The organism is Streptomyces sp. NPDC029159 (assembly GCF_055564055.1).
On record NZ_JBVHWT010000002.1, the window covers coordinates 13,725 to 27,862 of the forward strand.

The 14,138-nt window shown below is 74.6% G+C and carries 12 protein-coding genes; 9 read left to right on the forward strand and 3 right to left on the reverse strand.

What is annotated here, in order from left to right; genetic code table 11:
• Window positions 1–138 precede the first annotated feature (138 nt).
• From ACZ4U4_RS04430 to ACZ4U4_RS04460, 7 genes are all read left to right on the forward strand, one after another.
• On the forward strand, window positions 139–948 hold the full coding sequence (locus ACZ4U4_RS04430) for a helix-turn-helix domain-containing protein (RefSeq protein WP_467868952.1): 810 nt from the start codon (window positions 139–141) through the stop codon (window positions 946–948).
• A 105-nt stretch (window positions 949–1,053) separates the two neighbouring features.
• Window positions 1,054–2,520, forward strand: coding sequence for a 30S ribosomal protein S12 methylthiotransferase RimO (rimO, locus tag ACZ4U4_RS04435; RefSeq protein WP_467868953.1), 1,467 nt, complete (start codon window positions 1,054–1,056; stop codon window positions 2,518–2,520).
• Window positions 2,517–3,155: a CDP-diacylglycerol--glycerol-3-phosphate 3-phosphatidyltransferase gene (gene pgsA, locus ACZ4U4_RS04440; protein WP_467868954.1), complete on the forward strand. Its 639-nt coding sequence runs from the start codon at window positions 2,517–2,519 to the stop codon at window positions 3,153–3,155. Before rimO ends, pgsA begins: the two co-directional genes overlap by 4 nt.
• Window positions 3,152–3,679, forward strand: a complete 528-nt coding sequence (locus tag ACZ4U4_RS04445; RefSeq protein ID WP_467868955.1) for a CinA family protein — start codon at window positions 3,152–3,154, stop codon at window positions 3,677–3,679. Before pgsA ends, ACZ4U4_RS04445 begins: the two co-directional genes overlap by 4 nt.
• 94 nt (window positions 3,680–3,773) lie before the next feature.
• Window positions 3,774–4,157: a helix-turn-helix domain-containing protein gene (locus tag ACZ4U4_RS04450; RefSeq protein WP_345086987.1), complete on the forward strand. Its 384-nt coding sequence runs from the start codon at window positions 3,774–3,776 to the stop codon at window positions 4,155–4,157.
• A 243-nt stretch (window positions 4,158–4,400) separates the two neighbouring features.
• Window positions 4,401–4,871 (forward strand): Dps family protein, encoded by a 471-nt coding sequence (locus ACZ4U4_RS04455; RefSeq protein ID WP_467868956.1) that lies wholly within the window; start codon window positions 4,401–4,403, stop codon window positions 4,869–4,871.
• Between the two features lie 235 nt (window positions 4,872–5,106).
• On the forward strand, window positions 5,107–5,451 hold the full coding sequence (locus ACZ4U4_RS04460; protein ID WP_467868957.1) for a hypothetical protein: 345 nt from the start codon (window positions 5,107–5,109) through the stop codon (window positions 5,449–5,451).
• A gap of 191 nt (window positions 5,452–5,642) precedes the next feature.
• On the opposite strand, the gene ACZ4U4_RS04465 is transcribed toward ACZ4U4_RS04460, so the two are convergent.
• From ACZ4U4_RS04465 to ACZ4U4_RS04475, 3 genes are all read right to left on the reverse strand, one after another.
• The gene (locus ACZ4U4_RS04465) at window positions 5,643–6,449 is read right to left on the reverse strand and encodes an Fpg/Nei family DNA glycosylase (protein WP_467868958.1); all 807 of its coding nucleotides are present in this window, start codon (window positions 6,447–6,449) and stop codon (window positions 5,643–5,645) included.
• A gap of 132 nt (window positions 6,450–6,581) precedes the next feature.
• A complete protein-coding gene (locus ACZ4U4_RS04470; protein WP_467868959.1) occupies window positions 6,582–11,366 on the reverse strand; it encodes an ATP-dependent helicase in 4,785 nt (1,594 codons plus the stop codon).
• A gap of 136 nt (window positions 11,367–11,502) precedes the next feature.
• The gene (locus ACZ4U4_RS04475) at window positions 11,503–12,423 is read right to left on the reverse strand and encodes a hypothetical protein (RefSeq protein WP_467868960.1); all 921 of its coding nucleotides are present in this window, start codon (window positions 12,421–12,423) and stop codon (window positions 11,503–11,505) included.
• A 193-nt stretch (window positions 12,424–12,616) separates the two neighbouring features.
• On the opposite strand from ACZ4U4_RS04475, the gene ACZ4U4_RS04480 reads away from it, so the two are divergent.
• Window positions 12,617–12,811, forward strand: coding sequence for a DUF3046 domain-containing protein (locus ACZ4U4_RS04480; protein ID WP_030288116.1), 195 nt, complete (start codon window positions 12,617–12,619; stop codon window positions 12,809–12,811).
• Between the two features lie 90 nt (window positions 12,812–12,901).
• Entirely contained in the window at window positions 12,902–14,134 is a 1,233-nt protein-coding gene (locus tag ACZ4U4_RS04485) for an AI-2E family transporter (RefSeq protein ID WP_467869753.1), read from the forward strand.
• Window positions 14,135–14,138 lie beyond the last annotated feature (4 nt).

Consider the following 14,138-nt stretch of genomic DNA (forward strand, 5'->3'; position numbering starts at 1 on the left):
GCTTCACCAGCGGAGCCGGAGGCGTCGCCACCGGCGTACCGATGGCGTACGGACTCCGTCCGCCCGCTTGCCCGTCCCTTTCGGTCCACCCCTAGACTGAACGTCCAGCAGGTGGCTACACGCTCGAAAGGCGCCCCCGTGTCCATCGGCAACTCCCCAACTGACGACCGGCCTTCCGTCGGTCGAGCCATCCAGCAGGCCCGTATCGCGGCGCGGCTGACCGTCGAAGAGGTCAGCGCGTCGACACGGGTGCGTATCCCCCTTGTCCATGCGATCGAGCAGGACGATTTCTCCCGCTGCGGCGGCGACGTCTACGCCCGGGGCCACCTGCGTACGCTCGCCCGCGCCGTCCATCTCGATCCCGGTCCGCTGATCGAGCAGTTCGACGCCGAGCACGGTGGCCGGCCCGAGCCGACGCCCGCCGCGCCGCTCTTCGAGGCCGAGCGGATCCGGCCCGAGCGGCGTCGCCCCAACTGGACGGCCGCGATGGTCGCCGCGATCGTCGCGGTGGTCGGTTTCGTCGGCTTCACGCTGTTCAGCGACGGCGGACAGGGCGGCGGCATCTCCGTCGCCGGGGGCGACACCAACCCCGAGACGAAGCCCACCCCGCAGCCCCGCACCACCCCCGCCAAGCACCCCCGGCCCGACCCGGAGCCCTCCGACAGCGCCATCGCCGGGCTGCCGAAGGACAAGGTGACGATCAAGGTCATCGGCCGCGGCGGCCAGAGCTGGATCTCCGCGAAGGACGCCAACGGCAAGCTGCTGGAGGACGGCCTGCTGCGGGAGGGCGAGTCCAAGACGTTCACCGACAAGGAACGCATCGACCTCGTCCTCGGCAACGCCGGAGCCGTGCAGCTGTACGTCAACGGCAAGGAGGTCAAGGAGGTCGGTGACCAGGGCTCCGTGGAGCGGCTGAGTTACACCCCGGGCGACCCGCAGGCCGGCTGAGCAGGCCGGGCATCCTCCGCCGCCGTGCGCTTCCGGACACCGGAAAGCGCACGGCGGCGGACCTGCACGCGAGGGGTACGTCCGGGACGAAGTAGGCTGAGCCCCATGCCCGAACGCCGTACCGTCGCCCTTGTCACTCTTGGCTGCGCCCGTAACGAGGTGGACTCGGAGGAGCTCGCAGGCCGCCTGGCAGCGGACGGCTGGGACCTCGTCGAGGACGCCGCCGATGCCGATGTCGCCGTCGTCAACACCTGCGGCTTCGTCGAAGCCGCCAAGAAGGACTCCGTCGACGCCCTGCTGGAAGCCAACGATCTGAAGGATCACGGCCGCACCCAGGCCGTCGTCGCCGTCGGCTGCATGGCCGAGCGCTACGGCAAGGAGCTGGCCTCGGCGTTGCCCGAGGCCGACGGTGTGCTCGGCTTCGACGACTACACCGACATCTCCGACCGCCTCCAGACCATCCTCAGCGGCGGCAACGTCGAGGCGCACGCACCGCGCGACCGCCGGGCGCTGCTGCCGATCAGCCCCGCCGAGCGGCAGAGCGCCGACGCGGTCGCGCTGCCCGGCCACGCGCAGGACACCCCGCCCGAGGACCTGCCCGAGGGCGTCGCGCCGGCCTCCGGGCCGCGGGCACCGCTGCGCCGCAGACTCGGCAGCAGTCCGGTGGCGTCGGTCAAGCTCGCCTCCGGGTGCGACCGGCGCTGCTCGTTCTGCGCCATCCCCTCGTTCCGCGGCTCGTTCATCTCGCGGCGCCCCTCGGACGTCCTCGGCGAGACCCGCTGGCTGGCGGAGCAGGGCGTCTCGGAGATCATGCTGGTCTCCGAGAACAACACCTCCTACGGCAAGGACCTCGGCGACATCCGCCTGCTGGAGACGCTGCTGCCGGAGCTGGCCGCCGTCGACGGCATCGAGCGGATCCGGGTCAGCTACCTCCAGCCCGCCGAGATGCGGCCCGGGCTGATCGACGTCCTCACCTCCACCGACAAGGTGGCCCCCTACTTCGACCTCTCCTTCCAGCACGCGGCACCCGGGGTGCTGCGCCGGATGCGGCGCTTCGGTGACACCGACCGCTTCCTGGAGCTGCTGGAGCAGATCCGCGCCAAGGCGCCCGAGGCCGGTGCCCGCTCCAACTTCATCGTCGGCTTCCCCGGCGAGAGCGAGGACGACGTCGCCGAGCTGGAGCGTTTCCTCACCGGTGCCCGGCTCGACGCGATCGGCGTCTTCGGCTACTCCGACGAGGACGGCACCGAGGCCGCCTCGTACGCGGACAAGATCGATCCGGACGTCGTCGCCGAGCGGCTGGCGCGGGTGTCGCGGCTGGCCGAGGAGCTGACCGCACAGCGCGCCGAGGAGCGCATCGGCGACACCGTCCGGGTGCTGGTCGACCGGATCGACGACGAGGAGGGCGTGGTGGGCCGGGGTGCCCACCAGGCGCCCGAGACCGACGGCGTCACGCTGCTGCGGGGCGCGGACGGCCTGACGCCCGGCCGGATGGTCGAGGCGAAGGTCGTCGCGAGCGAGGGCGTGGACCTGATCGCCGAGGTGTGCACCTCCGAGGGGGCGAGCAGATGACGCCGCTGCCGGCTTCCGCCACCGGCGGGCCGCGCCCGGCGGCGGTCCGGCAGGCCGGGCTGTGGAACATCGCCAACGTCCTGACGATGCTGCGGCTGGTCCTGGTGCCGGCCTTCGTGCTGCTGCTGATGCACGGCGACGGCCGGGACCCGGCGTGGCGCTCGTTCGCCTGGGCCGCCTTCGCCGTCGCCATGATCACCGACGTCTTCGACGGTCATCTGGCCCGGTCGTACAACCTCGTCACCGACTTCGGGAAGATCGCCGACCCGATCGCCGACAAGGCGATCATGGGCGCGGCGCTGATCTGTCTGTCGCTGCTGGGCGATCTGCCGTGGTGGGTGACGGGCGTGATCCTCTTCCGGGAGCTCGGTGTCACGCTGCTGCGGTTCTGGGTGATCAAGCACGGCGTGATTCCGGCCAGTCGTGGCGGCAAGATCAAGACATTGGCACAGGGCACCGCGGTCGGGATGTACGTCCTGGTGCTCACCGGTCCGCTGGCCACGTTCCGCTGGTGGGTGATGGCTCTCGCCGTGGCACTGACCGTCGTGACCGGCCTCGACTACGTACGTCAGGCCGTCGCGCTGCGCCGGGCCGGTCTCGCCCGTGAGCGCGCCGAGCAGGACGCCGTACGGTGACCGGGTCGGCGGCGCGGGCGCTGGGGCTGCTCGCCGCGCGGGGTGAGACCCTCGCGGTGGCCGAGTCGCTCACCGGCGGCCTGGTCGCCGCTGGGCTGACCGCCGTGCCCGGGGCCTCGCGGGTGGTGCGCGGCGCGGTGACCGCGTACGCCACCGATGTCAAGCGTTCCGTCCTGGGCGTCGACGGCGAGCTGCTCGCCGCGCGGGGCGCGGTGGACGGCGAGGTCGCGCGGCAGATGGCCTGCGGGGTGCGGCGGCTGCTGGACGCCGACTGGGGCGTCGCCACCACCGGGGTGGCCGGTCCCGACCCGCAGGACGGGCAGCCGGTGGGCACCGTTTACATCGCGGTCTGCGGCCCCGGTCGGGCGACCGCGGTGCGGCGGCTGGCCCTGGAGGGCGACCGCGAGGGGATCCGCGCGGGCAGCGTCGCGGCCGTGATCAGGCTGCTGCTCGGCGAACTGGCAGAAAATACGGGGGCACAGGATACGGAACAACACGGGGGGAAGGGATGTTTGCAGCCCTGAGTGAACACGTACTCGCGCCCGGCACGCCCACGGCCCAAGGCGGTACGGTGGGGCGAGAAGGATCCGGATCCGAGGTCCGAGGAGGGAGCCAGCGATGATTCTGCTTCGTCGCCTGCTGGGTGACGTGCTGCGCCGACAGCGTCAGCGCCAAGGCCGCACCCTGCGCGAGGTCTCTTCCTCCGCCCGGGTGTCGCTCGGCTATTTGTCCGAGGTCGAACGAGGACAGAAGGAAGCGTCGTCCGAACTGCTCTCGTCGATCTGTGACGCGCTGGATGTGCGCATGTCCGAGCTGATGCGTGAGGTCAGCGACGAGCTGGCGCTCGCCGAACTGGCACAGTCCGCGGCCGCGACCGACCCGGTGCCCGCACCGGTGCGGCCCACGTTCAACGCCGTGTCCGTCGCCTCCCTGACGGGTGTGGCGGAGGACCGCGTGACGATCAAGTCACCGGCCGATGTGGTGGCCGGCGTCGCCGCCTGACGCACTGCACAGACCGTCCATGGAGCCCCGCCCGGTGATCACCGGGCGGGGCTCCATGGCGTTCGGGCCCGGGCGGGACCGGTGGCATACGCACGGATCCTTGGGCCGAACGGGCCCGGTGCCCCGCGCAGCCGCTCGACCGCTCACCGTCGGCCGATCATCTGTACGATGGTCAAACTCGTACATTCCCGAGCGTTTCGGGCCTCTGGTGCCGGGGCGTTCGTCCCCTGGAGGAGGAGCTGGATGTCTGTGGTCACGAGCACGCTGTCCGACGCCGACCGCGCCGTCGTGGGGAAGGCCCTGCAGGGCGCCCTGGTCGACCTGGTGGATCTCTCCCTCATCGCCAAGCAGGTGCACTGGAACGTCGTCGGCCCGCGGTTCCGCTCCGTCCATCTCCAGCTCGACGAGGTGGTCGCCTCGGCGCGGCTGCATGCGGACGAGGTCGCCGAGCGGGCGTCCGCGGTGGGGGTGTCGCCGGACGGCCGGGCGGGGACGGTCGCGAAGACCACCGGTATCGCGGAGATCGCGGACGGCTGGATCAAGGTCGAGGCCGGGGTCGAGGCGCTGGTCACCGCGTTGGGCGTGGTCATCGGGCGGATGCGGGAGCGGATCGACGCGACCGGGACGCCCGACCCCGTCACCCAGGACCTGCTGATCGGCCTCACCGGCGACCTGGAGAAACACCACTGGATGTTCCAGGCCGAGGCCCACTGACGGCCGCCGGACGCCCGCCCCGCACGGCCGCGCCGTCGGCGTGGCCGTACGAGGGCGTCGCGCCGTCGGTGCGGCCCTACGGGGGCGTGCGCGGGGCACCGGGCGGTGGGCGGGGGCGGCGCACGCATGCGCCGGGGGAGCGCCGATGCGCCCTGCCACACCGTCACCGGGCGCCACTAGCGTCGTACGGGGCACCGGCGGAGCCCGGACGGCGGCCCGGCCGGAGGAGGCGACGATGAGCGGATACGGAGCAGCCAGGCTTGCATCGGCCGGCCGGAGGGCCGGTCGGCCGGGTCCGCGGGCGGTCTCCAAGGTGCGGGTCGCGGTCGCGGTGCTGGCCGGGGCGGTGTGGTGGTGGGCGGTGGCCCGGCTGGTGTGGTGGCCCGCAAGCGCGGGGCCGGTCGAATCGGCGGTGGCCGCGGGCGGCTGGGGGCTGAGTCTGCTGCCGGTGCACTGCGTGCCGTGGGCGGGACGGCGCCGGACCCGCGGCGGACGGGGGCCGGGGATCCTGCCGCCCGGCGGGTGGCGGGCCGTGGGGGAGGACGTGGTGCGGGGGGTGTTCCGGGAGGAGCGGGGCTGAGGGCCGGAGCGGTGGGGTGAGCGGGGGCGGTGCGGGAGCCCGGCTTCGGGCGGGGAGGGGAAGGCGGGACCGGGCGGGGCTTGGCGCGGAGCGTTCGGGTTGGCGGGCGTGGTGGGGCCGGGCGACGGGGCGAGGCGGGGCGCGGGCGTTCGGGCGGGCCAGGTGGGACGGGTGGGGCGAGGGTGGGGCCGTCATCCGTCAGGGTTCGGGGGCGGGTCCGGCTGGCAGGTGGGGCACCAGTAGGTGACGCGTGCGTCGGGCGTGGGGCCCGGTGCGGTGTGACGTACCGGGGTGCCGCAGCGGAGGCAGGGGCGGTCCGCCCGGTCGTAGACCCAGAGGCGGCGGTCGGGACGGGCGCCGGGAACGGTGCGGCGGGCGGGGCGGTCCTTGTTGGCGTCCAGGAGTCTCCGGGCGAGGGCCGGTGCGCGGGCGGGGTCGGGGAGCCGCCCGATCGGCAGCCAGGGGGAGGCGCCGAGGAGGAAGCACAGCTCGCACTTGTAGACGTTGCCGAGCCCGGCGAGAAGCCGCTGGTCGAGCAGGGCTTCGCCGAGCGGGCGGTCCGGGGCGGTGAGCAGACGGCGCAGCGCCTCCTCGGGGTCCCAGTCCGGGCCCAGCGGGTCGGGGCCCAGGTGTCCCACGACGCGGTTCTCGTCGGCGGTCCGCACCAGCTCCAGCACCGGCAGCCGGAAGCCGACGGCGGTGCGGTGCGCCGTGCCGAGCACCGCCCGGACCTGGTGCGCGGGGCCGCCGCGCCATCGCTCCCCGGGCGCGTGGATCCGCCAGGAACCGTCCATCCGCAGATGCGAGTGGAGGGTCAGACCGCCCTCGACGCGGAGGAGCAGATGCTTACCGCGCGACACCACCTCCCGGACCGTCCGGCCCGACAGATCGGCCGTTGCCAGCCGCGGCACGCGCAGCTCGCACCGGACCAGCACCTCCCCGGCCAGCGCCTCGTGCAACTGCCGGGCGAGCCGCCAGACCGTGTCACCTTCGGGCATGGCTCCATGATGCCGCGGTGGGGGCGTACGGGGCTGCCGCCTTCGCCGGGGTGTGCGCGGTGCGTGGCCGCCCGGCCCGGTGCGCGCCGGGCGGGACCCCGAGGCGCCGCGGGCCCGCTTCCCGGACCGCCTTCAGGCCCGCATCCGCAGCCCCCGCGGTGTGGGGTGGAACCCCGCCTCCTCCAGGAGGGCGGCGAACGGGGAGGTCAGGGCGGATATGCCGTTGATCCGCTCGGTGGTGACCGTGCCCAGGGCGCCCGCGCGGGCGAGGGCGGCCAGCGCCTCGACCGCCTGCCGCAGCCGGGCGTCCGGCCGGGGGCCGTCCGCGTCCGTGCCGAGCGGCCACAGCAGCAGGGTCTTGCCACCGCGCTCCATGTAGAGGGCCAGCTCGCCGTCGACCAGCACGACCAGGGAACCGGCCTTGCGGCCCGGTTTGTGGGTGCAGCCCGCGGGCGGCTCGGGCCACGGCAGGGCCGCGCCGTAGGCGTTGGCCGGGTCGGCCGCCGCGAGCACCACCGCCCGCGCCGGGCCGTCGCCCGGTCGGTCCGGCGCGGGGGCGAAGTCGTCCGTGGCGTCGCGCTCGCGGCGGTTGTGCACCGCGCGGAGCCGGTCGACCGCGCCGTCCATCGCGAACTGGGCCGCGCCCAGCCCTTCGACGACATAGCCACGGCGCGCCTGCCCGCTCTCCTCGAACGCGGCCAGCACGCGGTACGCCGCCGAGAAGCCGCCCTCGACGCCCTCCGCCGCGACCGCGCCCCGGGTGACGATGCCGTGGCGGTCCAGGAGCGTACGGGCCAGGGCGTGTGCGCGGTGCGTCGGATCGGGCTCCAGGGCGGGCAGCAGCGACCAGCGGCCCCCCGCGGTCGGCGGGCCGGAGCGCGATGCCGTCGGCCGGCCGGTGCGCATCGTCGAGGCGGCGCCGTAGCGGCCGCGGGGCACAGAGCGGCGGGCGCGGTGCGCGGTGGAACCGGCCGTGCGGCCCGAGCCGAGGAGGGCGCGCAGCGGGGCCAGGGTGTCGTTGGTGAGCCGGCCCGACCACGTCAGCTCCCAGAGGGCGTCGGCGAGTTGCGGATCGGTGACCTCGGGGTGCGTGGTGGCGCGGACCCGGTCGGCGAGCTGACGGAAGAACAGGCCGTACCCGGGCGCGAGGGCGTCCAGGACGGAGGCGTGCAGCGCCGACACCTCCAGGGGCAGCGGCGGCGCCAGCGACAGCGGTGCGGTGTCGGCGAGATGGAGGGTGAGCCAGCCGTCCTTGCCCGGCAGTGCGCCCGCGCCCGCCCACACCACCTCACCGGTGGCGGTGAGCTCGTCCAGCAGCGCGGGGGAGTAGTCCGCGACGCGGGACGGCAGGACGAGCTTCTCCAGCGCGGAGGCGGGCACCGGCGCGCCCTGCAACTGCTCGACGGCGCGCACCAGCCCGTCGAGACCGCGCAGCCCGGGGGCGGCGCCCTGCGGCGGACGGGTGGCACCCGGGGCGAGGCGGGGCGTGCCGACCTGCTGCCACCGGGGCAGGAACGCGGCCAGCGCGGCGGGCGGCACCGGCTCCAGCTCCTCGCGCAGCGCCGCCAGCGAACGGCGCCGCAGCCGCCGCAGCACCTGCGCGTCGCACCACTCCTGGCCGGTGCCATGGACGGGGGCGGTGCTTCGCGCTTCCGGGGAAGGGGAGTGGGCGACGGGCGGGCGGAACTCGCCCTGCACCAGGCGGCCGGCGGCCGACAACCGCTGCAGGGCGCCGTCGGTGACGGCCGGGCCCAGGCCGAAGCGGGCCGCGGCCTGCTCGGAGGTGAACGGGCCGTGGGTGCGGGCGTACCGGGACAGCAGATCGCCCAGCGGATCGGCCACCGGCTCGGTGAACGCCTCCGGGACACCCACCGGCAGCGCCGTGCCCAGGGCGTCGCGGAGCCGCCCGGCGTCCTCGATCGCGGCCCAGTGCGCGGTGCCCGCCAGCCGCACCGGGATCGCCCGGCGGGCCGCGGCCAGCTCCTCGGCCCACGCCGGGTCGGCGCCCCGCTCGGCCAGCTCCGCGTCGGTCAGCGGCCCCAGCACCCGCAGCAGATCGGCGACGCCCTCGGCGTCCTTGACCCGGCGGTCGTCGGTGCGCCACTGCAACTCCCGCTCCAGCTCCGCCAGCACCTCCGGATCCAGCAGCTCCCGCAGCTCCGCCCGGCCCAGCAGCTCCGCCAGGAGCCGGGAGTCCAGCGACAGCGCGGCGGCCCGGCGCTCGGCGAGCGGGGAGTCGCCCTCGTACAGGAACTGCGCGACGTAGCCGAAGAGGAGGGAGCGGGCGAACGGGGACGGCTCCGGGGTGGTGACCTCCACCAGACGGACCCGGCGGGCCTCGATGTCGCCCATCAGCTCCGTCAGCCCGGGGACGTCGAACACGTCCTGGAGGCATTCGCGGACCGCCTCCAGGACGATCGGGAACGAGCCGAACTCGCTCGCCACCTGGAGGAGCTGCGCCGCGCGCTGCCGCTGCTGCCACAGCGGGGTGCGTCTGCCGGGGCTGCGCCGCGGCAGCAGCAGGGCGCGCGCCGCGCACTCCCGGAAGCGGGAGGCGAACAGCGCCGAGCCGCCCACCTGGTCGGTGACCAGCTGATCGACGTCACCGGCGTCGAGGACGACATCGGCGGCGCCGACCGGCGACTGCTCCGGGTCGAACTCCGCGCCCGCCGCGGGCCCCGCGCCGCCGCCCGGCCCGTCGAGGAGGTCGAGGCCCAGCAGGTCCGCGTCGGGCAGCCGCAGCACGATGCCGTCGTCGGCGTGCATCACCTGGGCGTCGATGCCGTGGCGCTCGGCCAGCCGCGCCCCGAGGGCGAGCGCCCACGGGGCGTGCACCTGTGCGCCGAAGGGGGAGTGCACCACGACGCGCCAGTCGCCCAGCTCGTCCCGGAACCGCTCCACGACGACGGTGCGGTCGTCCGGCACATGGCCGCACGCCTGCCGCTGCTCGGTGAGGTAGCCGAGGACGTTGTCGCAGGCCCAGTCGTCGAGCCCGGCGGCGGCGAGCCGGGCCCGCGCCTCCTCGTGCGTCAGCGCGCCGACCTCACGGAGGAACGCGCCGAGCGCCCGGCCCAGCTCCAGGGGGCGGCCCAGCTGATCGCCCTTCCAGAAGGGCAGGCGACCCGGCACTCCGGGGGCGGGGGTCACCAGGACGCGGTCGCGGGTGATGTCCTCGATGCGCCAGGAGGTCGTGCCGAGGGTGAAGACGTCGCCGACACGGGACTCGTAGACCATCTCCTCGTCCAGCTCGCCGACCCGGCGGCCGCCGCCCTTGCCGTCGCCGCCGGCCAGGAAGACGCCGAACAGTCCGCGGTCGGGGATGGTGCCGCCGGAGGTGACGGCGAGCCGCTGGGCGCCGGGACGGCCGGTCACCGTCTGCGCCACGCGGTCCCACACCAGGCGCGGCCGCAGCTCGGCGAAGGCGTCGGAGGGGTAGCGGCCGGCCAGCATGTCCAGGACGGAGGTGAACGCCGACTCCGGGAGGGAGGCGAACGGCGCCGCGCGGCGCACCAGGGCCAGCAGCTCCCCGACGTCCCAGGTGTCCAGCGCGGTCATCGCCACGAGCTGCTGTGCCAGGACGTCGAGCGGATTGGCGGGCACCCGCAGCGCCTCGATGGCGCCCGTCCGCATCCGCTCGGTGACCACGGCCGCCTGCACCAGGTCGCCGCGGTACTTCGGGAAGACGATGCCCTTCGACACCGCGCCCACCTGGTGCCCGGCCCGGCCCACCCGCTGGAGCCCGGACGCCACCGACGGCGGCGACTCGACCTGGATCACCAGATCGACCGCGCCCATGTCGATGCCCAGCTCCAGGCTGGAGGTGGCGACGACGGCCGGCAGCCGCCCCGCCTTGAGGTCCTCCTCCACCAGGGCCCGCTGCTCCTTGGAGACCGAACCGTGGTGGGCGCGGGCCAGCACCGGCGACGCGCCCTTGGCGGCGCCGGACTCGGCCATCAGCTCGGCCGGGGAGTGGTGCTCCGGCAACGGCTCGCCGGTGGCCCGCTCGTGGGCGATCTCGTTGAGGCGGTTGCAGAGCCGCTCGGCCAGGCGGCGGGAGTTGGCGAAGACGATCGTCGAGCGGTGGGCCTGCACCAGATCGGCGATCCGCTCCTCGACCTGCGGCCAGATCGACGGCTTCTCCCCGGCCTCGCCCTCGCGTACGGGCGAGCCGCCCAGCTCGCCCATGTCCGCCACCGGGACGACCACCGACAGGTCGAACCGCTTCCCGGACGGCGGCTGCACGATCTCCACCCGGCGCCGCGGCGACAGATAGCGGGCCACCTCCTCCACCGGGCGGACCGTCGCCGACAGCCCGATGCGGCGGGCCGGGCGCGGCAGCAGCGCGTCGAGCCGCTCCAGGGACAGCGCCAGGTGTGCGCCGCGCTTCGTCCCGGCGACGGCGTGCACCTCGTCGAGGATCACCGTCTCGACGCCCTCCAGCGCCTCCCGTGCCGACGACGTGAGCATGAGGAACAGCGACTCGGGGGTGGTGATCAGGATGTCGGGCGGGCGGGTGGCGAGCGCGCGGCGTTCGGCGGCCGGGGTGTCACCGGAGCGGATGCCGACGGTGACGTCCGGCTCGGGCAGCCCGAGGCGGACCGCCTCCTGCCGGATGCCGGTCAGCGGGCTGCGCAGATTGCGCTCGACATCGACGGCGAGGGCCTTCAGCGGCGAGACGTACAGCACCCGGCAGCGCTTCTTCGGCTGCGCCGGGGGCGGGGCGCTCGCCAGCGCGTCCAGCGAGGCGAGGAAGGCGGCCAGCGTCTTGCCGGAGCCCGTCGGCGCCACCACCAGGACGTCCGAGCCCTCGCGCAGCGCGCTCCAGGCACCCTCCTGCGCCGCCGTCGGCGCGTGGAAGGCGCCGGTGAACCAGCCGCGGGTCGCGGCGGAGAAGGAATCGAGCGCTGTCCCGTCCATGCCCCCCATCGTGCACCGGCCCACTGACAACGCCGCCGGGACACGGCATCCGCGCAGCTCACGGCGGGTGCGGCGGGCCGTGCGGAACAGCCCTGCGCCCACCTTCGCCCCGGCACGACCGCCACCCGGCCCCCGCTCAGCCCAGCGGCCGACCGTGCGCGCGCAGCGTCAGCAGGGCCCGCAGGGTGATGACCGGACGGCTCTCCGCCGCGGTGCCCGGCGCCCGCACGTACGCGTCGGCGGGCCAGCCGCCGTCGTCGCGCTGGAGCGAGGCGAGATGGTCCAGCGACCGCGCCAGCTCCGCGTCCGTGAACCAGCCGCGGGCCGGCGAACCGGGCGTCGCCGCGTAGTCGTACGCGAAGTGGTGTTCCCCGGGGGCGTACCCGCGGGCGAGCGGGGCGTCCGCGGCCCGCGCCGGATCGAGGACGACCAGGCCCCGGTCCCGTACCAGGGTGCCCAGGCGGTGTGCGGCGGCCGCGGCGCGGGGACGGTCCGGGACGCCGTCCAGGAAGGCGAGCGCCGCCCGGACCTCGTAGGGGTGGGTGTCGGTCAGGGCGTCCACGGCGGCCCAGCAGTACTCCGTGGCGCGGAACAGCCACGCGTGCCAGGCGTCGTTGCGGTGCAGCACGCCCACCACGGGCCCGGTGGCCAGCAGGGAGCTGGGCGGGTCCCCGGCGGCCGGCAACCACGGCGCCACCGGGTGGCCGTGCGTCGGCGGCCGCAGCGCGGGCAGCGCCCCGTCCCGGGTCGAGATCCGCGTCAGATAGCGGCAGACGTGCTCGATGTGGCGGCTGTCGCAGCGCCCGATGCGGTCCAGCACCCCCAGGGCGTGCGCGGTGTGCAGCGGCTGGCTGGCCGGACCGCGCAGCTCCGGCTCCAGCGCGTGGCCGTACCCGCCGTCGTCGTTGCGGTACGCGGCGAGCGCCCGCTCCACCGGGGTGTCACCGCCGCCCAGGAAGTGGTACGCGAAGAGCCGCTGTTCGAGCACCCGGGCGGTGAGCCACATGAAGCGCTCGGCACGGGCCAGCGGGGACGGCGGACTTGCGGTTTCGGCCATGCCCCGCACCGTAGGGCCGGACCGCGCCCCGGCGCACCGCACCGGGGCCCACGCCCTCCCAGGGCGGGACACCGGGGGCGCCGGATTGACGGCGAGAGCCCCGCCCAGGAGGGCATACGCTCGGGGAGCACGGTGCCGCTCCGGCCGCGGACCGGCGGACGGACGGGGCCGGGGCCATGAGGAGACGGGATTCATGAGGCTGACGGATTTCTGGCAGCGGATGGCGGACCACTTCGGACCGGCGTACGCCGACTCGTTCGCCCGCGATCATGTGATGTCCGGCCTCGGTGGCCGCACCGTCCACGAGGCGCTGGCGGCGGGCTGGAGCGCCAAGGAGGTGTGGCGGGTGGTCTGCGTCACCATGGACGTACCGGACGAGCGGCGCTGACCTGCGCCCCGGTGCGGGTGGACGGTTGCCGGACTCCGGGTGACGACGGGGAACGCCGCACGGGTGCGCGACACTGGGCCGGTGCCCGCGATCGAAGACACGCTCAGCGACGACGCCCGACGACCTCCCGAGCCACCGGATGCGCGGATGCCGCGCTGGCTGCCGCGCGCCATGGTGCTGGCGCTTGCGCTGGTGGCCTGTTTCCAGCTCGCCAGCTGGGGGTTCCACCAGCTCATCGGCCTGCTGCTGAACATCCTCATCGCCTTCTTCCTCGCGCTGGCCGTCGAGCCCGCGGTGGACTGGATGGCCGCCCGGGGCGTCCGGCGCGGCCTCGCCACCGGCGTGGTCTTCCTCGGGATCCTCGTCGCCGCGGCGGGCTTCTTCACCCTCCTCGGCTCGATGGTCGCGGGCCAGATCGCGACCATGGTCGAGGAGTTCCCGCAGTACCTGGACTCCGTGATCAGCTGGGCGAACAGCACCTTCCACACCCATCTGTCCCGGCTGGAGGTGCAGAACAACCTCCTCAACTCCGACTGGCTGCAGAAGTACGTCCAGGACAGCGCCAACAACGTCCTCGCCGTCTCCGCGACGGTGCTGGGCAGTCTGTTCAACCTGCTGACGGTGGCGCTGTTCTCGTTCTACTTCGCCGCCGACGGCCCCCGGTTGCGGCGCGCACTGTGCTCCGTGCTGCCGCCGAGCCGTCAGGCGGAGGTGCTGCGCGCCTGGGAGATCGCGGTCGCCAAGACGGGCGGCTACCTCTACTCGCGCGGCCTGATGGCGCTGATCTCCGGGATCGCCCACTACATCCTGCTGGAGATCCTCGGGGTGCCCTACGCGCCGGCGCTGGGCGTCTGGGTCGGCCTGGTCTCGCAGTTCATCCCGACCATCGGCACCTATCTGGCAGGGGCCCTGCCCATTCTGATCGCCTTCACCGTCGACCCCTGGTACGCGCTGTGGGTCTTCGCGTTCGTCGTGGTCTACCAGCAGTTCGAGAACTACCTGCTGCAACCCCGGATCACCGCGCGCACGGTCGACATCCACCCCGCCGTCGCCTTCGGCTCCGTCATCGCGGGAACGGCGCTGATGGGCGCCGTCGGCGCACTGATCGCGATCCCCGCGACGGCGACCTTGCAGGCGTTCTTGAGCGCGTATGTGAAGCGGTACGAGGTGACCGATCCGAGGGTCCACGGCGGACGCCGCTACCGCCGCGCCTCCGAGGCGTTGGCCCGGGTACGGCGGGGACTGCACCGCGACGTACCCGAGGGGGCGCGGTCGAAGACGGCTCCCGACGGGCCGGAGGTACCCGGGGAAGACGCCCCCTAGGCGC